Below are 20,616 nucleotides of genomic sequence, written 5' to 3'. Positions count from 1 at the left end.
TGAAAAGGAGTCTGTTGTGAGTCAAACGGTTGTGATCGCGGGAGGGGGCCCGACCGGGCTGATGCTCGCCGGCGAGCTGAGCCTGGCGGGCGTGAACGCCGTCGTGCTCGAACCGCGCCCCGAGATCCTGGAGCACTCCCGGGGAATGGCGGTTCACGGGCGCACCCTGGAGCTCCTGGAGCAACGCGGGCTGGCCGACGACCTGCGCTCCCAGGGGATGTTCGCATGGCCCCGTACACCTTTTGCCTTCCTCTGGCTCGACCTGGACAGCATGGGGCCCGAGAACTTCACGTACGCCATGCCGCAGTGGCGCACCGAGAAGCTGCTGGAGGGGCGGGCGGCGGAGTTGGGCGCGGACGTCCGGCGAGGACACGAGCTGGCCGACTTCACCCAAGGTGCCGACGGCGTCACGGTGACCGTGCGCTCCCCCGAGGGCGAGTACGAGCTGGCAGCGGCCTACCTCGTGGGCTGCGACGGAGCCGGAAGCGCGGTCCGCCGACTGGCGGGGATCGGTCAGCTGGACCACGGCGCGTCCTCTTATTACGGGGTGCTGGGGGACGTGGAGGTCACCGAGGGCGAGGTGTTCGACGCCGGTCTCCACCCGGCGGGTGTGTTCGGCGCGATCCCCATCGGGCCCAGCACACTGCGTCTCATGACGATCGAGTTCGACAGGGATCCGATCGCCGCCGACGAGCCCGTCACCGAGGAAGAGCTGAAGGACAGCGTCGAGCGGATCGTGGGCAAGCGCCCCGAGATCAAGGAGATCCGCTACCTCGCCCGGTTCGGTGAGCAGAGCACGGTGGCCGAGCGGTTCCGCGAGGACCGGGTCCTGCTCGCCGGCGACGCTGCGCACGTATCCTTCGTCTCGGGCACCCAGGGGTTGAACGCGGGCCTCCAGGACGCGGTGAACCTGGGCTGGAAGCTGGCCGCCGAGATCCAGGGGCACGCGGCCCCGGGCCTGCTCGACTCCTACCACGAGGAGCGCTACCCGGCCGCCGTCCAGGCCTGTACGCACGCCCGTGCCCAGATGGCCCTCATGCACCCGCTGGCCAAGGTCACTCCGCTGCGCGGGCTGTTCGAGGAACTGCTCAAGTTCGACGAGGTCAACCGCTACCTGCTGGAGATGCCCACGACCGTGCGCTACCCGGCGCCCGCGCCAAAGGACCATGCCCTGGTAGGCCTGCGGATCGGCGGTACCGCGCTGGTCACCTCCGACGGGGAGACCACCGTCGCGGCCACGCTGCGCGGCGGCCGTGGCGTGCTGCTCCGGTTCATCGACGACGGCGGCGACGCGGCCCTGGCCGAAGGCTGGGAGGGCCGGGTGGAGAGCGTCAAGGCCAAGCCGGTCGCCGAGATCGACGCGGCTCTCGTGCTGCTCCGGCCGGACGGTCACGTCGCCTACGCGGGTTCGGACGCTCAGGCCCTCGACCAGGCGCTGCGGACCTGGTTCGGGGAGCCCGGCCGCTGATCCCCCGATCGCGCCGAAAGCCGTGTGCCCCGGGCTTCCCACCCGGGGCACACGGCTCTGCTCCGTCGGACGGGATCCAGGGGCTCCTGAGAAGGCCGGCCACCGTCCGGTGGTGGGCGTCGGCCGGGTCCCGGGCCTGGGCCGCGGTGTACCGCGCTCGCGCCATGGCACGGAAGACCGTGCCCCCGCCCTCGCGGCGGGAACGGCGACATCGGCAGGGGCTCTCGGCCGTGAAGGAGGCGGCGGCGTGGTGGTCCGCGCAGGCGCGCAGAACCGGTGGAGCCGCGTCAGGCTCACGTCGTAGCAGGTGGCCGTGGCCGCCCCGGCAGGCACCGGGCGCTCAGGACCGGCTGGACGCGGGTCGGGCCGGCGAGCGCGGCATCGGGTGCGGCGGTGCCGACGGGCCGCGCAGGGTGTGGCCGGTCACGGTGTCGGTGCCACGTACCGCGAACATCTCTTCTCTCGCGGCCGTGGTCCCTCGTCGGTGACGCCGACGGGCGGCACCGTGGCCGCGTGCGGCCCCGGACGTCCTCCGTATCCGGGTGCTTCGCACGCGTCGGACGACAGGGACCGGCCGGTCCCTGTCGTGACTTCCGGCCGGTGATGCCTCTCCTTACCAGGTGACGGGCAGCTCGGACATCGTCACGCCGTAACCGCCCTCGGACCAGGGAAGGTCCTCCGGGGCCTCGGCGAGCCGGAGGTTCGGGAAGCGGTCCAGCAGGGCGGTCAGCATCAGTTCGAGCTCGGTGCGGGCGAGGTGTACCCCGACGCAGTAGTGGCGGCCGGCGCCGAACTGCATCGTGCTGGGCTGCCTCGGCCGGTCGAAACGGACGGTCTCCGGGTCCGGGAATGCCTCCGGGTCGTAGGCCGCCGCCACCAGCGGGGTGAAGACGGCTTGGCCGGCCTTGACGGTGCCCGCGCCGGAGACCAGTTCCACGTCCTCGGTGGCCAGGCGCATCAGACCGGTGGCACCGCCGCCGGGCGGGTTGTGGCGGAGCAGCTCCTCGATCGCCGTCGGTATGAGCGACCGGTCCGCCTGCAGGGTTTCCCAGAGGTTGCGCTGGCGGAGCAGGGTGAACGTCATCCGGCTGATCGAGTTGGCGATGGTCTCGTTGCCGCCGATGATCAGCGTGCGGATCGTCGAGACCAGCTCGTCCTCGGACAGCCGGTCGTCCCGGTCGCGGGCACTTATCAGGTGGTCGATGAGCGCGTCGCCGGGCTCGTCGCGCCGGCGCCGGGCCAGGGCCACGACGTAGTCGTTGAAGTCGGCGGCCGCCTTGTCGAGCTCCTCCCGGGGCATCGCGAAGGAGAGCCAGGCGGAGACCCACTTCAACAGCTGCTCGCCGTCCTCCTCCGGGATGGCCAGCATCTTGCAGGTCAGCTTGGTCGGCAGCTTGTAGGCGAAGGACATCAGGTTGGCGGGCCGGCCGGCCTTCTCCATCTCGTCGAGAAGGAGGTCGATGCTCTCCTGGACCTGCGGGCGCCAGGCCGCGGCGCGGCGCGGCGTGAAGGCGGAGGCCAGGATCCGGCGCAGCCGCAGATGGTCCTCGCCGTGCATGTTGAGCATGATCGTGGGGTCTTCGAGCATGAGCAGGTTGTGGAACAGCCGCGGCGCCTCCGGATCGGAGAAGTCGCGGGTGAACCGCCGGTCGTCGCTCATGATCTGCTGGATGTCGGCGTGCTTGAGGGCGAGCATCGCCCGGTCGCCGGTGGGCAGGGTGACTTCGCTCAGGGGGCAGACGGCACGCCTGCGCTCGAACTCGGGCGGTGGTGACGACATCGGCCCGTCCGGGAACGGGAAGGGCGAGGGCGCGTCGTCAGTCTGGGGTATCTCGGTCACGAGGTGACCCTCCTCGGGGATCGGACTACCAGGCCGCGGGAAGACAGGGCATCCCGACGTTGAAGCTGCTGTGGTCCCAAGGAAGTTCCTCGGGCTTGATGGTCATGTGCAGGGTCGGGAACCGGTCCATCAGCGCGCTGATGGCGATCTCGATCTCGGCCTTCGCCAGGTGCGCGGCGGGGCAGTAGTGCCGGCCGGCGCCGAACATCAGGGTCGACGTCGACTTGGGGCGATCCAGCTTGAACTTCGTCGGCTCGGGGAAGGCCTCCGGGTCGTGCGCGGCGCCGATGATCGGCGTGGAGATCCACTCACCCTTGCGGACAAGGGCGCCGGAGGGCAGCTCCACGTCCTCGGCGGCCATGCGCAGGATACCCACCGAACCTCCGCCGGGCGGGTTGACGCGGAGCAGCTCCTCGACCGAGCCGACCAGCAGCGAGCGGTCCTCGACCAGCATCTCCCAGTAGGCGCGCTCGGAGAGGAGGGTGAGCAGCGATCGGCTGATGCCGTTGCCGATCGACTCCATGCCCGCGACGACCATGGAGCGGATCATCGACTCCAGCTCGGCGTTCGACATCCGCTCGCCCTCGTCGTGGGCGTTGACCAGGACGTCGACCAGGGCTGTGCCCGGGTTGGTCCGCGCCCGCTCGACCGTCTCGTCGACCCATGCGCTGAACTCGGCCTGCACCGCCTCCATCGTCTCCTGCTCGGCCACCGAGACCCAGGTGCCGACCCAGCGGATGAACCGGTCGCCGTCCGAGTCGGGCAGGCCGAACTGACGGAGGATGAACTTGACCGGCAGAAGGTTCGCGAACTGGGTCATCAGGTCGGCCGGCGAGCCCTTGGCCTCCATGTCGTCGATCACCCCGTCGACGATCTCCCGGATCTCCTCGCGCCATCCGTCGACACGGCGCGGGGTCATCGTGGGGTTGATGATCCGACGGAGCCGCAGGTGGTCCTCGCCGTGCATGTTCATGAGGAGCGTGGGGTCCTCGAGGACCTCCATGTTGGGGAACAGCTTCGGGGTGTCGTCCTCGGAGAGGTCCCGGATGAACCGGCGGTCGTCACTCATGATCGCAAGGATGTCGGCGTGCGTCACCGCCAGCAGCACCTCGTCGTCGAGCGGCAGGGTGACCTTGCTGACGGGACACTCCCCGCGGCGGCGGGCGAACTCGGGCGACGGCGTGCCCTGAGGCCCCTCGGGGAACGGGTACCGGTCGGGCCCCTGGGGGAACGGGAAGGTACTGGGACTGGCGTTGGGCACGACGGTTTCGGACACGGAAGACCCCTTCAGCAGGCGGAGCTCGGTCAGCGTTCAGCACCGATGCTCGACCCGCGCACTAAGGCACCGCTAAAGCGATTCCTGCACGCCCCGGCAGGCCGTACGGCGGGAATACACGCCTCCACTGGTAGTGAACGCCCCCGTACCGTATCGTGAAACGCAACTCAACTACCTGCGAGAGCAAGGATTTTGTACTGATGAATGACGTCAGGCTGGATGTCGGCCGTCTCGGATTGTGGACCAACCAGTTCGACAACGTGCCGGTCTCGCAAGCGGTGGAGGCGACCAGGGAAATCGAGGAGCTCGGCTACTCCGCGCTCTGGCTCGGCGAGCTCTCCGGGCGTGAGGCCATGACCCAGGCCACGCTACTGCTGTCGGCGACGTCCACGCTGAAGGTGGCCACCGGCGTCGCCACGGTCTACGGACGCGACCCGGTGACCACGGCGCAGGCGCAGCGCACGCTGCACGAGTGTTTCGGCGACCGCTTCGTGCTCGGCCTCGGGATCAGCCACCCCTGGTTCGTGGAGCGGATCCGCGGGGTGCCGTTCGGCCCGCGCGTGTCCACCATGAGCGACTATCTCGACCGGATGGACGCCGCGCCGTTCGGTCCCCCCGGGGCGCCGAAGCGGCTCCCCCGGGTGATCGGCGCCGTCGGCACCCGGATGCTCGGGCTGGCCGCCGAACGGGCCTCCGGCGCGGTCCCGTTCGGCATGCCGGTCGAGCACACCGCGCGTACCCGGGCCCTGATGGGCCCGGATGCGTTCCTGGGGGTGTTCCAGGCCGTACTGCTCGGCCCCGACGACGGAACGACGCGCGGCACGGCCTGGAACCATGTGGCGGAGTCGCTGCCCAACCGGGCCGACATGCTGCGCGGGCTCGGCTACTCGGTCGACCTGGCGGGCCCGGATGCCGAGCGGCTGGTCCGCTCCCTGGTCGTCTGGGGCGGCCGGGACGCGATCGCCGCCCGGGTCAAGGAGCACCTGGACGCAGGCGCCGACCACGTCTCCCTGTCCGTGATCGGCACCCCTGACGCGCTGCCGCGCAGGCAGTGGCGCGAGCTGGCCGGCCTGCTCGACTGACAGGCCGGCCGACCCGTCGGCCCCGCCGTCGTCAGACGGTGGGGCCGACGGGGAGTTCGTCGAGCAGGTGGCGCACCAGCGAACGGGGCGTCGGCCGGTCTATGACGATCACCGGCGCCAGTTCCACGCCCGTGGCCTCGACCAGGGCGTTGCGCAGTTCCAGTGCCGCGAACGAGGACATCCCGAGCTCCAGGAAACTCAGCTCGATGTCGACCTCGGCCACCGAGTCGAAGCCCAGGACCATGGCCGCCTGGGTGCGGACCAGTTCGAGTAGCAGGTCCTCCGCCTCGACGTCCCCGAGACCCGAGAGCCTCGCACGCAGTTCCGCCCCGCCGTCACCCCTCGGGCCCTCCTCCGGCGAGGCGTGTTCCACGGTCCGCGAAGGCAGTGCGGCGCTGCGTTCCGCGCGCCAGGCGGCCAGCGCCGGCAGCACCGCCCGTAGCGGTTCGAGCAATTCCTCGTCCGCTCCGAGAAGCCCCGCCAGCATGTGCGGATCCGACTCCGCCACGGCCGCCCACAGTTCGGCGTCGAACCCGGTGGGTTCCCCGCTGTCGTGCAGCCAGTACCGGTTGCGGGCGAAGGCGTACGGCGGCAGCTCGGTGTGCGAGCCGCTGCCGCCGAGCAGCTCCTTCCAGTCGATTTCGCTGCCCCAGACGTGGGCGGTGGCGAGCGCCGTGGTCACAGTGGCGAGTTCCGGACGTCCACCGCGCAGTACGGGGACCACGACCGCGGGGGCGGTGGCCAGGCACTCCTGGACCATGCCGGAGAGCACGGCGTCCGGTCCCAGCTCCACAAAGCGGTCCACACCGTTGCGCTCCAGCCAGCGGACGCCCTCCAGGAAGCGGACGGTCTGGCGGACATGGCGGACCCAGTAGTCGGGCGAGCACAGCTCCTCGGCGGTGGCGAGCTCACCGGTCACGTTGGAGACGACCGGGATGCTCGGAGGCGAATAGCTCAGACCGGCGGCCACCTGCCGGAACTCCTCGAGAATCGGGTCCAGGTGGTGCGAGTGGAAGGCGTGGCTGACCCGCAGCCGCTTGGTCTTGACCCCTTGCCGACGCCAGTGCGTCGTCAGGTCGGCCACCGCCTCCGCGTCGCCGGATATCACCGTCGCCTGCGGACCGTTGATCGCCGCCACCGCAACCCGGTGTCCGCTCGTCAGTGACTCGTGGACGCGCCGGTGGTCCGCGGCGACGGCCGCCATCGCCCCGCCGGCCGCGACCGACTGCATCAGCCGTCCCCGGCCGGCCACCAGGGCCGCGGCATCGGCGAGCGACAGCACGCCCGCCGCATGGGCGGCCGCGAGTTCGCCGATCGAGTGGCCGATCAGGTAGTCGGGCCGCAGTCCATGATGTTCCACCAGGCGGAAGAGCGCGACCTCGACGGCGAACAGCGAGGCCTGCGTGTACAGGGTCTGGTCGAGGAGCGCCGCGTCCGCCGAGCGCACGGGGGCGAAGAGCACCGACAGCACGGGCCGGTCCAGGTGCCGGTCCAGGTGCGCGCAGACCTCGTCGAGCGCTTCGGTGAACTTCGGTACCGACCCGTACAGTTCGCGCCCCATGCCGAGTCGCTGGCTGCCCTGACCGGTGAAGAGGAAGGCGGTCCTGCCCGTGGCCGCGGACTGGCCGCGGACCACACCGACGGCCGACTCGCCGGCCGCGATCCCGCGCAGTCCCCTGAGCAGTGCCTCCCGGTCCTCGGCCACGACCGCGGCGCGGTGGCCGAAGCGGGTACGGGCCGCCAGGGTCGCGGCGACGTCGGCCGAGGCGATCTCCGGCCGGTCGGCCAGGAACCGGCTGAGCCGGTCGGCCGCGTCCCGCACCGCGGTCTCCGTACGGCCGGAGAGCAGCCAGGGCACGACCTGCCGCTGCGGCCCTCCCGCCTCTTCCCGCTCCGCCGGCTCGGCCTGCGGCGCCTGCTCCACGATCACGTGGGCGTTGGTCCCGCTGATACCGAACGAGGAGACTCCCGCGCGGCGGGGCGTGCCGGTCCGCGGCCACGGCACCGGCTCGCTGAGCAGTCGCACCTGTCCGGATGTCCAGTCCACGTACGGCGACGGGGTCTCGGAGTGGAGGCTTACGGGCAGGACCTGGTGCCGGAGTGCCAGCACCGCCTTGATCACGCCTGCCACACCGGCCGCGGCCTGGGTGTGCCCGATGTTCGACTTGACCGAGCCGAGCCACAAGGGCTGGTCCGCAGGCCGGTCCTGACCGTAGGTGGCCAGGAGTGCCTGTGCCTCGATCGGGTCGCCCAGCGCTGTGCCCGTACCGTGCGCCTCCACCATGTCCACGTCCCGCGCGGCCAGCCCCGCGTCCTTCAGCGCCTGGCGGATCACCCTTTCCTGGGAGGGACCGTTGGGCGCGGTGAGCCCGTTGCTCGCGCCGTCCTGGTTGACGGCCGAGCCACGCACCACGGCAAGGACGGGGTGGCCGTTGCGCTGGGCGTCCGACAGCCGCTCCAGCAGGAGCAGGCCGACACCTTCGCCGAAGCCCGTCCCGTCCGCGTCCGCCGAGAAGGGCTTGCACCTGCCGTCGGGGGCGAGCCCCCGCTGCCTGCTGAAGTCGGTGAACACCGCCGGGGTGGACAGCACGGTCACCCCGCCGGCGAGCGCCAGCCCGCAGTCGCCGTTGCGCAGCGCCTGGATCGCCAGGTGCATCGCGACCAGTGAGGACGAGCAGGCCGTGTCCACCGTGAGGGCGGGCCCCTCCAGCCCGAAGGTGTAGGAGACCCGGCCGGACGCCACGCTGGTCGCGCTGCCACTGCCCAGGAAGGCCTCGTACTCGGCCGGCGCCGTGCGCAGCCGGGTGGCGTAGTCGCCGTACATCAGACCGGCGAACACACCGGTCTTGCTGCCGCGCAGGCTCCGCGGGTCGATGCCGCCGTGCTCGAAGGTCTCCCAGGCCACCTCCAGCAGCAGCCGCTGCTGCGGATCCATCGCGACGGCCTCGCGCGGGCTGAGTCCGAAGAAGGCCGGGTCGAACTCGTCCGCCTCGTAGAGGAAGCCGCCCTCGCGGGTGTAGCTCTTACCGCTCTTCTCCGGATCCGGGTCGTAGAGGGACTCCAGGTCCCAGCCGCGGCCCGTGGGGAACCCGCCGATCGCGTCCGTGCCTTCGGACACCAGGTCCCACAGGTCCTGGGGGGTGCGGACGCCTCCGGCGAAGCGGCAGCCCATGGCGACGATCGCAACCGGCTCGGGGACCGCGGACTCCACCTCGCGCAGGCGCTCGCGGGTCTGGTGCAGGTCCGCGGTGACCCACTTCAGGTACTCGACGAGCTTTGCCTCGTTGTTGTCGCTCATTCGGGCCTCCGGCCTAGCTGCTGATCGATGAAGGCGAATATGTCGCTGGTCGACGCGGAATTGATCTGGTCGGCGACGTCGGTGGCCGTGGGGGCGGTTTCCCACCTCGCGAGCATCCGCCGTAGCTTCTGGGCCACCGCCTCGCGGATCTCCTCGTCACCGGGCGCCGGGGCCACTGAGGCGTCCAGCCGTTCGAGGCGGTCCAGTTCGGCCAGCAGGCCCGTGGCGTCCGCCGGACGCTCGGGCTCCTCCGGGGCGAGCGCGGTGACGATGTGTGCGGCGATCGCCACCGGCGTCGGGTGGTCGAAGACCAGCGTGGCCGGCAGCCGGAGCCCGGTCGCGGCATTCAGCCGGTTTCGCAGTTCGACCGCGGTGAGCGAGTCGAACCCGAGGTCCTTGAAGGCGCGTTCCGGTACCACCCCGCTCCCGTCCGCGTGTCCGAGAACCGCGGCCACGGTGCCACGGACCAGGTCCAGCGTGATCTCCAGCCGCTGCTCCGCGGACAGTCCGCGCAGGCGCTGCGGCAGGTTCACCGCCATGGACTTCTGGGCTTGCCGGGACTGCGTCCGCACCAAGCCCCGGAACAGCGGCGGCAGGACTCCCGCGGCCGCCGCGGCGCGCAGCGCCGCCAGGTCCAGGGCGGCCGGGAGGACCGCGGTGGCCCCGCCCGCCAGAGCCTGGTCGAAGAGGTCCAGACCTTCCTGGGAGGTCAGGGCGCGGGCGCCACCGCGTGACAGCCGGTCGACTTCCCCCTCGGACAGGGCCCCGGTCAGGCCGGAGGCCTCCGCCCACAAGCCCCAGGCCAGCGAGGTACCGGGCAGTCCGGCCGCGCGGCGCTGGACCGCGAGCGCGTCCAGGAAGGAGTTGGCGGCCGCGTAGTTGCCCTGTCCCGCGTTGCCCAGGGTGCCCGCAGCGGACGAGAAGAGTACGAACGCACGCGGCTTCAGGTCGCGGGTGAGCTCGTGCAGGTGCCAGGCGGCGTCCACCTTGGGACGGAACACCGCGGTCAGCTTCTCTGGTGTCAGTGACTGCAGTACGCCGTCGTCGAGCGTGCCGGCCAGGTGCAGCACGGCGGTCAGCGGGTGTTCGGGGTCGATACCGTCGAGCACCCCGGCCACTGCCGTGCGATCGGCGGCGTCGCAGGCGACGAGTGCGGCCTCGGCCCCGAGCATGCCCAGCTCCTCCAGGAGTTCGGCGGCACCCGGCGCGTCCGGGCCCTGCCTGCTGATCAGCAGCAGGCGCCGGACTCCGTACGCGGAGACCAGGTGACGGGTGAGCAGCCGGCCGAGTGTGCCGGTGGCCCCAGTGACCAGGACCGTTCCCTGCGGGTCGATGCCGCCGGCGGGTGAGACGTCCTGCTTCAGCTTCGCCCGTATCAACCTGGGTGCTCGCAGTTCCCCCTCGCGCAGAGCCAGTTGGTGCTCTCCGGATGCCAGTGCGGCATCCAGGGAGGCACCGGTCGCGTTCTGTTCGGCGAGGTCGACGATGACGATCCGGCCCGGGTTCTCGGACTGGGCCGAGCGGACCAGGCCCCATACCGCCGCCGCGGCCAGGTCGGGTACCGAGTCGTCCGGGCCGGCGGACGCCGCGCCGCGGGTCACGACGGCGAAGCGGCTGTCCGAGTAGCGCTCGTCGGCCAGCCACACCTGGAGGGTCTCCAGTCCCAGCCCGGTCAGTTCGCGGACGGCTTCGGGCCCGGCCCCAGGTGCCCCGGCGAGCGGGAGCACCAGCCAGTCCGGCGCCTCGCCGTCCGCGGTCAGTGCCGGGTAGGGCAGGGCGAAGGGATCGGAACCCGCTACCGCGACCCGTACGCCGGGGGCCGGCTGCGGCGCGGCCACGGCCTCCCAGGCGAGCGTGTACAGCGAGCGGTCGTCGCCGGCCAGGGCGCGCAGCTGCTCGGCCGGCATCGCCCGTACGGAGATCGACTCAACCGACGCGACCGGCACGCCCTCGGTGTCGGTGATCTCCAGGGCCATCGCCTGCGGGTCACCGCCGACGGGCGACAGGCGGACCCGTACCGCGGACCCTGCCGGCCCGTGCAGCCGGACACCGTTCCAGGCGAAGGGCAGCCGTACCGTGTCGGACACCTCCCCGGACGCCATCGCGTGCAGGCAGGCATCGAGCAGGGCGGGGTGCAGGGCGAAGCGGGAGTCCTCGTCGTCCTCGGGAAGCGCCACCTCTGCGAACAGCTCGTCCCCGGAGCGCCACAGTGCCCGCAGGCCCTGGAAGGCGGGCCCGTACTCGTAGCCCTGGGCGAAGAGGTCGACGTACCGGCCCTCGATGCCCACCTGCTGCGCGCCGGCCGGCGGCCACTCCCCCGGGAGAAGGCCGCCCGGCTGCGCCGGGTCGCCCGGGGAGAGAAGGCCGGTGGCGTGCCGGACCCATTCGTCGTCGGCCGCACCGCGCGAGTGGACAGACACCGTACGGCGGCCGGACTCCTCTTCGGAGCGGCCGACGGCCACCTGCACCTGGACGGCTTCCTCCGCGGGCAGCACCAGCGGTGCCTCCAGGGTGAGTTCGTCGAGGAAGGCGCAGTCGGCGCGGGCGCCCACGTGCAGGGCCAGCTCGACGAAAGCGGTACCCGGCAGCAGTACCGTGCCGGCCACGGCGTGGTCGGCGAGCCAGGGGTGGGTCCGCAGCGACACCGACCCGGTGGCGATCAGGCCTTGGTCACCTGCCAGATCGACGCTCGCGCCGAGCAGCGGGTGCACGACCGCGGACAGTCCCAGGCCCGCGGCGTCGCCCGTCGCGGTGGCGGTCGCCTCGAGCCAGAACCGGCGGCGCTGGAACGGGTAGGTGGGCAGTTCCACCCGGCGGCGGGTGGAGTCGCCGAGCAGCGGCGCCAGGTCGATCGGGGCGCCGAGGGTGTGCGCCTGGGCGACGGAGAGCAGGAACCGGCCGAGGTCGCCCTCGTCCCGGCGGAGGGAGCCGACCACGCCGGCCGTCGCGTTCGCGGCTTCCAGGGTCTCCTGGATGCCGATGGCGAGCACCGGGTGCGGGCTGGATTCGACGAACAGCTGGTGCCCCTGGCCGGCGAGCCGTGCGATCACGTCCTCCAGGCCGACGGTCTGCCGCAGGTTCGTGAACCAGTACTCCGCGTCGAGCTCCGTGCCTCGCAGCGTCGTGCCGGTCACCGTGGAGTGGAAGGCGATGCGCGCTTCGCGGGGGGTGATCCCGGACAGCGTGGCGAGCAGCTCTTCCTTGATCTCGTCCACGTGTGCGGAGTGCGAGGCGTAGTCCACCTGGATCCGGCGGGCGCGGACGCCTTGCTCGACGCAGGACTCCAGGAAATCGGCCAGGGCCCGCGCGTCACCGGAGACCACCGTGGAGGCCGGGCCGTTCACGGCCGCGACCCCGATCCGGCCGTTCCAGCCGGCGAGCAGCTCCCGGACTTCGGAGACCGGCAGCGGGACCGCGCCCATGCCGCCCTTGCCCGCCATCCTGGCGCCGATCAGCCGGCTGCGCAGCGCGACCACCTTGGCCGCGTCGTCCAGGCTCAGGGCGCCCGCGACGCAGGCCGCGGCGATCTCACCCTGGGAGTGTCCGACCACGCCGGCCGGGCGGACGCCGTACGACTGCCACAGTTCGGCCAGCGAGACCATCACCGCGAACAGCACGGGCTGGACCACGTCCACGCGGTCGAGCGACGGCGCGCCCTCGGCGCCCCGCAGCACGTCGAGGAGCGACCAGTCCGTGTACGAGGACAGGGCGGTGGCGCACTCGGCCAGCCGCTCCGCGAACACCGGCGAGCGGTCGGCCAGGTCGAGGGCCATGCCGGCCCACTGGGAGCCCTGGCCCGGGAAGACGAAGATCGCCTCTGCGGAATCGCCGGTCTCGCCCTGGACCACGTGCGGCGCGGGCCGGTCGGCCAGCAGCGCGTCCAGGCCGTGGAGCAGTTCCGTGCGGTCGGCTGCGACCACCACGGCCCGGTCCTCGAACGCCGAACGCGTCGTCAGCAGTGCGTGGGCCAGGTCCGCGAGAGGCAGCGAGGCATCGGCGGCCACCAGTTCACGGAGGTGTTCCACCTGCTCCCGCAGCGCGGCGCCGCCGCGTGCGGAGAGGACCACCGGGACGGGGCCCTCGAAGGGCTCGGAGGCTTCCGGTGCCTCCTGGGCCGGGGCCTGCTCCAGCACGACGTGCGCGTTGGTGCCGCTGATGCCGAAGGAGGACACGGCCGCGCGCCGCGGGTGGTCGTTCCGCGGCCACGCCCGGGCCTCCGTGAGGAGGCTGACCGCTCCGTCGCTCCAGTCCACCTCCGCCGTCGGCTCGCCGACGTGCAGTGTCCTGGGCATCAGGCCGGAACGGATGGCCTCGACCATCTTGATGATGCCGGCGACTCCGGCCGCCGCGAGGGTGTGGCCGATGTTCGACTTGATCGAGCCGAGCCACAGGGGCTGGTCCGCAGGCCGGTCCCGTCCGTACGTCGCCAGCAGGGCCTGGGCCTCGATCGGGTCACCGAGGGCGGTGCCCGTGCCGTGCGCCTCGACCACGTCCACCTGCTGGGCGGTCACTCCGGCGTTGGCCAGCGCCGCGCGGATGACCCGCTGCTGCGAGGGGCCGTTCGGGGCGGTGAGACCGTTGCTGGCGCCGTCCTGGTTGACCGCGGAGCCCCGTACGACCGCGAGGATGCGATGGCCCTTGCGCAGGGCGTCCGACTGCCGCTCCAGGAGCAGCATGCCGGCGCCTTCGCCCCAGGCCGTTCCGTCGGCATCCGCGGAGAACGCCCGGCAGCGCCCCCCGGGGGACAACGCCCGCTGGCGGCTGAACTCCACGAAATTGCCAGGGCCGGCCATGATCGTCACGCCGCCGGCGAGCGCGTAGTCGCACTCGCCCTGCCGCAGTGCCTGGGCAGCCAGGTGGACCGCGACCAGTGAGGACGAGCACGCGGTGTCCACGGTGACCGCCGGCCCCTGAAGGCCCAGGGTGTACGAGACGCGGCCCGAGGCGACGCTCGTGGTGTTACCGGTGGACAGATACCCCTCGAAGCCCTCGGGGACCTGCGGGAGGCGCGAGGCGTAGTCGCCTGCTATCACTCCGGCGAAGATGCCCGTGCTGCTGCCACGCAGCGCTGCCGGGTCGATCCCGGCCCGCTCCACGGCTTCCCAGGAGGTCTCCAGCAGCAAGCGCTGCTGCGGATCCATGGCCATGGCCTCGCGGGGGCTGATCCCGAAGAAATCAGGGTCGAACACATCGGCGTCGTGGATGAACCCGCCGGCGCGCACGTAGGACTTGCCCGCGGCGTCCGGGTCCTCGTCGTAGAGGCTCTCCATGTCCCAGCCGCGGTTCGTCGGGAACGGGCCGATCGCGTCGGTGCCGTCGGCGACGAGCCGCCACAGGTCATCGGGTGACGCGACTTTGCCGGGGTACCGGCAGGCCATGCCGACGATCGTGATCGGGTCGTCGGAGGTGGCGAGGGCCGGGCCGCTTCCGGTCTGCGCCGGGCTCTCCTGCCCGCCGAGCAGCAGCTCGGAGCGCAGGAACTCGGCCAGGGCGGCGGGTGTGGGGTGGTCGAAGACCATCGTGGTCGGGAGCCGCAGCCCGGTCACGGTGTTCAGCCGGTTGCGCAGCTCGACCGCGGTGAGGGAATCGAAGCCCGACTCGGTGAATGCCCGACCGGCGGTGATCGCCTCCGGGCCGGAGTGCCCCAGCACGGCCGCGGCCTGAGCCCGGACCAGGTCCACCAGTCGGCGCTCCTGGTCGGCCTCGGACAGACCGGCGAGCTCGGCGGTCAGGGAGGAGCCGCCGCCGGAGGCTGCGCTGACGGCACGACGCCCCGGAGTGCGGAGCACACCGCGCAGGATTCCCGGTAGCTCACCGGCCCCGGCCATCCGGCGGAGCGCCGGGAGGTCGAGTGCCGCGGGCACCAGGAGGGCGCGGTCGCCTTCGGCTCCGTCCAGGAAGGCCCGCAGTGCCTCGGCGTCGGTCAGCGGACGGACGGCGCTGCGGCCGATTCGGGCCTGGTCGCCCGCGGTCAGGCCGGCCGCCATGCCCGCACTGGCCCACGGGCCCCAGGCCAGCGAGGTGGCCGGAAGGCCGCGGAAGCGGCGCAGCTGGGCCAGCCCGTCCAGGAACGCGTTGGCAGCCGCATAGTTGGCCTGCCCCGGGTTGCCGCTGATGCCCGCCAGGGAGGAGAACAGGACGAACATCGCGAGGTCGGCGCCTGCGGTGAGCTCGTGCAGGTGCCATGCCGCGTCGACCTTCGGACGCAGGACCGCTGCCAGCCGGTCGGCGGTCAGACCGCCGACCAGGCTGTCGTCGAGCACGCCCGCCGCGTGCACCACGCCGGTGAGCGGGTGCTCCGGGGGAACGGATTCCAGCAGTGCGGCGAGAGCCGTCCGGTCCGCCGTGTCGCAGGCCTCGATCCGCACGCTCGCTCCGGCGGCCGTCAGTTCGGCCGCCAGCTCCGAGGCGCCCTCGGCCCCGGCACCCCTGCGACTGGCCAGCAGCAGGTGCCGGACGCCGCGTTCGGCGACCAGGTGCCGGGCGATCCTCGCACCCAGCGATCCGGTGCCGCCGGTGATCAGCACCGTGCCGTCGGCGTGCACCCCGGACGGCACCTGGAGCACGAGCTTGCCCACGTGCTTCGCCTGGCTCAGGAAACGCATGGCCTCCGGCGACCGGCGCACGTCCCAGGAAGCGATCGGCAACGGGCGCAGCACGCCCTGTTCGAACAGGCGCATCAGCTCGATGAGCATCTGCTGAATCCGGGCCGGACCCGCTTCCATCAGGTCGAACGCCTGGTAGGAGACGCCGGGGTGCTCCTCGGCCACCTGCCCGGGCTCCCGGATGTCGGTCTTGCCCATCTCCAGAAAGCGTCCGCCGCGCGGCAGCAGCCGCAGCGAGGCGTCCACGAACTCGCGCGCGGTGGCGTCGAGCACCACGTCGACTCCACGCCCTGCGGTGGCCTCGAGAAACCGCGCTTCGAAGTCCAGCGTGCGGGAGTTGGCGATGTGGTCTTCGTCCAGGCCCTGGCTCCGCAGTACCGGCCACTTGCCGGTGCTCGCGGTGCCGTAGACCTCCGCGCCGAGGTGACGGGCGAGCTGCACGGCAGCCATGCCGACGCCACCGGCGGCGGCGTGTACGAGCACCGACTCTCCGGAGCGCAGGCCGGCGAGGTCCACCAGGCCGTAGTAGGCGGTCAGGAAGACGATCGGCACGGAGGCGGCCTGCGCGAACGACCAGCCTTCCGGCATCCTCGTGACCAGCTCCCGGTCGGTGACCGAGGTCGGTCCGACGCCACCGGAGAGCAGGCCGAGTACGGCGTCTCCGGGCGCGAGGTCGGTGACGCCGGGGCCGACCTCCACGACGACTCCGGCACCCTCGCTGCCGATCAGCGCACGGTCCGGGTACATACCGAGGGCGATCATGACGTCGCGGAAGTTCAGGCCCGCCGCACGGACCGCGATGCGGACCTGGCCCTCGCCGAGTTGCTCGGCGACGGGTACGGGCACCAGTTCGAGGGCGTCCAGCGTGCCCGGCGTCGTGACGTCGAGCCGCCAGCCGTCTTCGGCGGGGGCGCGTAGGAGGTCCTTGGCCGTCCGACGGGCCAGTTGCGGGCGGTGGGCCGTACCGTGCCGGATCACCAGCTCGCTCTCGCCGGCGGCCACGGCCGCCGCGAGGACGCGGTCGGATTCCTCCCGGCCGTCCACGTCGAGCAGCATAAACCGGCCGGGGTTCTCGGACTGGGCCGTCCGCACGAGGCCCCGTACGGCCGCAGCGGCCAGGTCGTCGCCCGCGTCGCCGGGGAGGGCCTGGACCGCGGAGCGAGTCAGCACCACGAGAGTGCTGTCGCGGTAGTGGTCGTCGGACAGCCAGTCCTGCACCAGGCCGAGGGCGCGGCCGACCAGGTGGTGGGTGGCCTCGACGACCCCGGCGGGTTCGTCCGGCCGGGCCTTGGCCGCCTCGGGGGCGGTCTGCGCGTGCCCGAAGCGGGCGAGTACGAGACCGGGCGCCTTCGCACCGGCGGGCGACCGCGCCGTCAGGTCGGCCAGTTCGCCGTCACCGAGCTCGATGAGGGTTTCGGGGGTGGTGGCGGCCCGGTCCTCGATGGGGACGGCCACCCACTCCAGTTCGTACAGGCCGTCCTGGCCGGGCACGGTGATCGAGGCGATCTTGTCGGCGGCGACGGCCCGCAGGGTCAGCGCGCCGACCGTGGCCACGGGCTGACCGGAGCCGTCGGCGACGACGAGCGAGAAAGTGTCGTTCCCGGCCGGTGTCAGGGCGATCCGGGCCTTGGTCGCACCGGTGGCGTGCAGGGTGATGTCCGTCCAGGCGAACGGCAGCCGGACCTTGCCGGCCGGCGAGTCCTGGGCGGTGATCGCGAGCGCGTGGAGCGCGGAGTCGAGCAGCGCGGGATGGATCCCGAACCCGGCGGCGGCCTGGTGCTGTTCCAGCGGCAGTTCGACCTCCGCGTACACGGTGTCGCCGGCCTGCCAGGCGGAGCGGAGGCCCGCGAAAGCCGGCCCGTAGTGGTAGCCGAGCTGTGCGAGCCCCTCGTAGAACCCGTCGACGGACACCGGGGTGGCGTCCTTGGGCGGCCAGGCGGTGAGCGTCGCCGTTTCGGTGCCCGGAGCGTCGGAGAGCCGGCCGGTGGCGTGCCGGACCCACTCGCCCTCTCCGCGCCGCGAATGCACGGCGACGGTACGGCGGCCGAACTCGTCCGGCGCGGCGACGGACACCTGGATCTGAACGCTGCCGGTGGCCAGCAGGACCAGAGGCTGTTCGAGGGCGAGGTCCTCGACGGTGGAGCAGCCGAGTTGGTCGCCCGCGCGGATCGCCAGCTCCAGGAACGCCGTTCCCGGGACCACGACCGTGTCGCCGATCATGTGGTCGGCCAGCCAGGAGTGGGTCGACAGCGAGAGCCGGCCGGTGAGGATGAGCGAGTCGCTGTCGGCAGGCTGGACGGTCGCGGAGAGCAGCGGGTGATCGGCGGCGGCCATGCCGAGCCCGGCAGGGTCGCTTCCGACGGGCTTCTTCAGCCAGTAGGGCTGCCGTTGGAAGGCGTAGGTGGGGAGTTCCGCCAGAGCGGAGCCCGGCAGGAACCGCTGCCAGTCCACATCCACACCGTGCGCGTGCACGGAGCCCAGGGCCGCGAGGAAGGAACGCTTCTCGTCACGGTCCTTGCGCAGCAACGGAACCACGACGGTGCCCTCGGCCTCGGCCAGGCACTCGCCGGCCAGAGCGGCCAGAGTCCCGTCCGGACCCAGCTCCACGAACGCCGTCACACCCAAACCCGCGAGCGTCCCGACACCCTGAGCGAAACGAACCGCCGAACGGGCCTGAACAGCCCAGTACTCAGCGGTGAACTCCTCGACCAGCTCCCCCGTCACGTTCGAAACCACCGGAATCCGGGGAACCGCATGAGTCAGACCCCGGGCGACCTCCGTCAGCTCATCGAGCACGACATCCAAATGCGCGGAGTGAAAAGCATGACTCACCCTCAACCGGGTCGCCTTCACACCCTCCGCCCTGGCAACCTCCAACACCTCCAACACAGCGGCCTCATCACCCGAAACCACCGTGCTCCCAGGACTGTTGAACCCCGCCACGCCCACACCCGGACGACCACCGAGCCAACCCAGCACACGCGCCTCACCCGCGTTCAGGGCAACCATCGCCCCACCCTCCGCGACCCCCTCCATCAGACGCGCCCGCGCACACACCAACCGCGCCGCATCCTCAAGAGACAACACACCCGCGACATGAGCCGCAGCCAGCTCACCGACGGAATGACCGACCAGATAATCCGGCTCCACCCCGTAATGAGCCAGAAGACGGAACAGAGCCACCTCGATCGCGAACAACGCCGGCTGAGTGAACACCGTCCGCCCCAGCAACTCCGGCTCACCCTCGATCACCCCAGCCAGCGAACGGTCCAAATGAACGTCCAACGCCCCGACGACCTCGTCGAACACCGCCGCGAACACCGGCTCCGCCGCATACAACCCACGGCCCATCCCCACACGCTGACTACCCTGACCCGAAAACAGAAACGCGACCGAACCACCCCGCACGGCCTCCCCCGGGACCAGCGCCCGCAGACCGTCGAGGAGCTCCTCACGAGACTCCCCCACCACCACCGCACGATGGTCGAAACGAGCACGCGACACCGCGAGAGAACGGCCCACCGCCGCGACGTCCCACTCCGGCCGCTCCTCCAGGAACGACACCAACCGGCCCGCCTGCTCGGACAGAGCAACCCCGGTCTTGCCCGACACCACCCACGGCACCGGACCCGAAACGGGCTCGGCCTCGGTCTCGGCCGGGGTCGCGACCACCTGCTCCACGATCACGTGGGCGTTGGTCCCGCTGACCCCGAAGGAGGAGACACCGGCACGGCGCGGACGCTCCAGCTCGTCCCAGTCCCGCGGCTGCGTCAGCAGCTCCACGGCACCCGCCGACCAGTCCACCTCGGGCGTCGGCTCGTCCACGTGCAGCGTCGGGGGCATGACCCCGTTGCGTATGGCCATGACCATCTTGATCACACCCGCGACACCCGCCGCGGCCTGCGCGTGGCCGATGTTCGACTTGATGGATCCCAGCCACAGCGGGTTGTCGTCCTGGCGGGCCTGTCCGTAGGTGGCGATCAGAGCCTGTGCCTCGATCGGGTCGCCCAACTTGGTGCCCGTGCCGTGCGCCTCCACCACGTCCACCTCGGACGCGGACAGGCGGGCATTGGCCAGCGCGGACCGGATGACCCGCTCCTGGGAAGGCCCGTTCGGCGCGGTCAGGCCGTTGCTCGCGCCGTCCTGGTTGACCGCCGACCCACGGATCACCGCGAGCACGTCGTGCCCGTTGCGCCGCGCGTCCGACAGCCGCTCCAGCACCAGCAGACCCGCGCCTTCCGCGAATCCGGTGCCGTCGGCGTCGGCGGACATGGAACGGCAGCGGCCATCGGCGGAGAGCCCGCGCTGCCGGCTGAACTCCACGAAGAGGGTGGGGCTCGCCATGACGGTGACGCCGCCGGCGAGCGCGATCGGGCATTCGCCGTCGCGCAGGGACTGTACCGCGAGGTGGAGGGCGACGAGCGAGGACGAGCAGGCGGTGTCGACAGTGACCGCCGGACCCTCAAGACCGAAGGTGTAGGCCAGCCGGCCCGAGGCGACGCTGGTGGTGTTGCCCGTCAGCAGGTAGCCCTCCAGCTCGGGCGGAGTCTCCCCGGGCCGCGTCGCGTAGTCCTGCGCGATCGCGCCGACGAAGACGCCGCCCTGCTGGCCCTTGACCGAGGCCGGGTCGATGCCGGCCCGCTCGAAGGCCTCCCAGGCCGTCTCCAGCAGCAGCCGCTGCTGGGGGTCGATGGCGTCCGCCTCCCGCGGGCTGATGCCGAAGAACTCGGCGTCGAAGCGGTCCGCGTCGTGCAGGAAGCCGCCCTTGGTGACGTAGGTCCGGCCGGGACTGTCCGGGTCGGGGTCGAACAGCGCGTCGGCGTCCCAGCCGCGGCCGTCGGGGAAGTCGGTGATCGCGTCCACGCCTTCGTGGACGAGGTTCCAGAGGGCTTCCGGCGAGTCCACTCCTCCGGGGAAACGGCAGGCCATACCCACGATCGCGATGGGCTCGTGCCTGCCGGCCTCGGCGTCGCGGAGCTCATGGCGGGCCTTCTGCAGGTCGGTCGTGACCCGCTTCAGGTAATCGCGAAGCTTCTGCTCATTGGAC

At 71.8% G+C, this 20,616-nt stretch carries 6 protein-coding genes; 2 read left to right on the top strand and 4 right to left on the bottom strand.

The window, feature by feature from the left end; genetic code table 11:
• Positions 1-16: 16 nt before the first annotated feature.
• Positions 17-1,468 (top strand): FAD-dependent monooxygenase, encoded by a 1,452-nt coding sequence (locus OHT52_RS27800; protein WP_328722912.1) that lies wholly within the window; start codon positions 17-19, stop codon positions 1,466-1,468.
• A 613-nt stretch (positions 1,469-2,081) separates the two neighbouring features.
• On the opposite strand, the gene OHT52_RS27795 is transcribed toward OHT52_RS27800, so the two are convergent.
• Together OHT52_RS27795 and OHT52_RS27790 are read right to left on the bottom strand one after the other, a co-directional pair.
• Positions 2,082-3,308 (bottom strand): cytochrome P450, encoded by a 1,227-nt coding sequence (locus tag OHT52_RS27795; RefSeq protein ID WP_328722911.1) that lies wholly within the window; start codon positions 3,306-3,308, stop codon positions 2,082-2,084.
• Between the two features lie 25 nt (positions 3,309-3,333).
• Positions 3,334-4,584 carry a cytochrome P450 gene (locus OHT52_RS27790; protein ID WP_328722910.1) on the bottom strand — a complete coding sequence of 417 codons (1,251 nt, stop codon included), beginning with the start codon at positions 4,582-4,584 and terminating at the stop codon, positions 3,334-3,336.
• 200 nt (positions 4,585-4,784) lie between these two features.
• Here OHT52_RS27790 and OHT52_RS27785 point away from each other — a divergent pair, with 200 nt between their 5' ends.
• Positions 4,785-5,666 carry a TIGR03620 family F420-dependent LLM class oxidoreductase gene (locus OHT52_RS27785; protein ID WP_328722909.1) on the top strand — a complete coding sequence of 294 codons (882 nt, stop codon included), beginning with the start codon at positions 4,785-4,787 and terminating at the stop codon, positions 5,664-5,666.
• 31 nt (positions 5,667-5,697) lie between these two features.
• Here OHT52_RS27785 and OHT52_RS27780 read toward each other — a convergent pair whose 3' ends face one another.
• Together OHT52_RS27780 and OHT52_RS27775 are read right to left on the bottom strand one after the other, a co-directional pair.
• Entirely contained in the window at positions 5,698-8,964 is a 3,267-nt protein-coding gene (locus OHT52_RS27780; RefSeq protein WP_328722908.1) for a type I polyketide synthase, read from the bottom strand.
• Positions 8,961-20,588, bottom strand: coding sequence for an SDR family NAD(P)-dependent oxidoreductase (locus OHT52_RS27775; RefSeq protein ID WP_443046817.1), 11,628 nt, complete (start codon positions 20,586-20,588; stop codon positions 8,961-8,963). The genes OHT52_RS27780 and OHT52_RS27775 overlap by 4 nt, the downstream gene beginning before the upstream one ends.
• Between the last annotated feature and the right edge of the window lie 28 nt (positions 20,589-20,616).

The organism is Streptomyces sp. NBC_00247 (assembly GCF_036188265.1).
Classification (GTDB): domain Bacteria; phylum Actinomycetota; class Actinomycetes; order Streptomycetales; family Streptomycetaceae; genus Streptomyces.
This window is presented reverse-complemented; position numbering and strand designations above follow the sequence as displayed.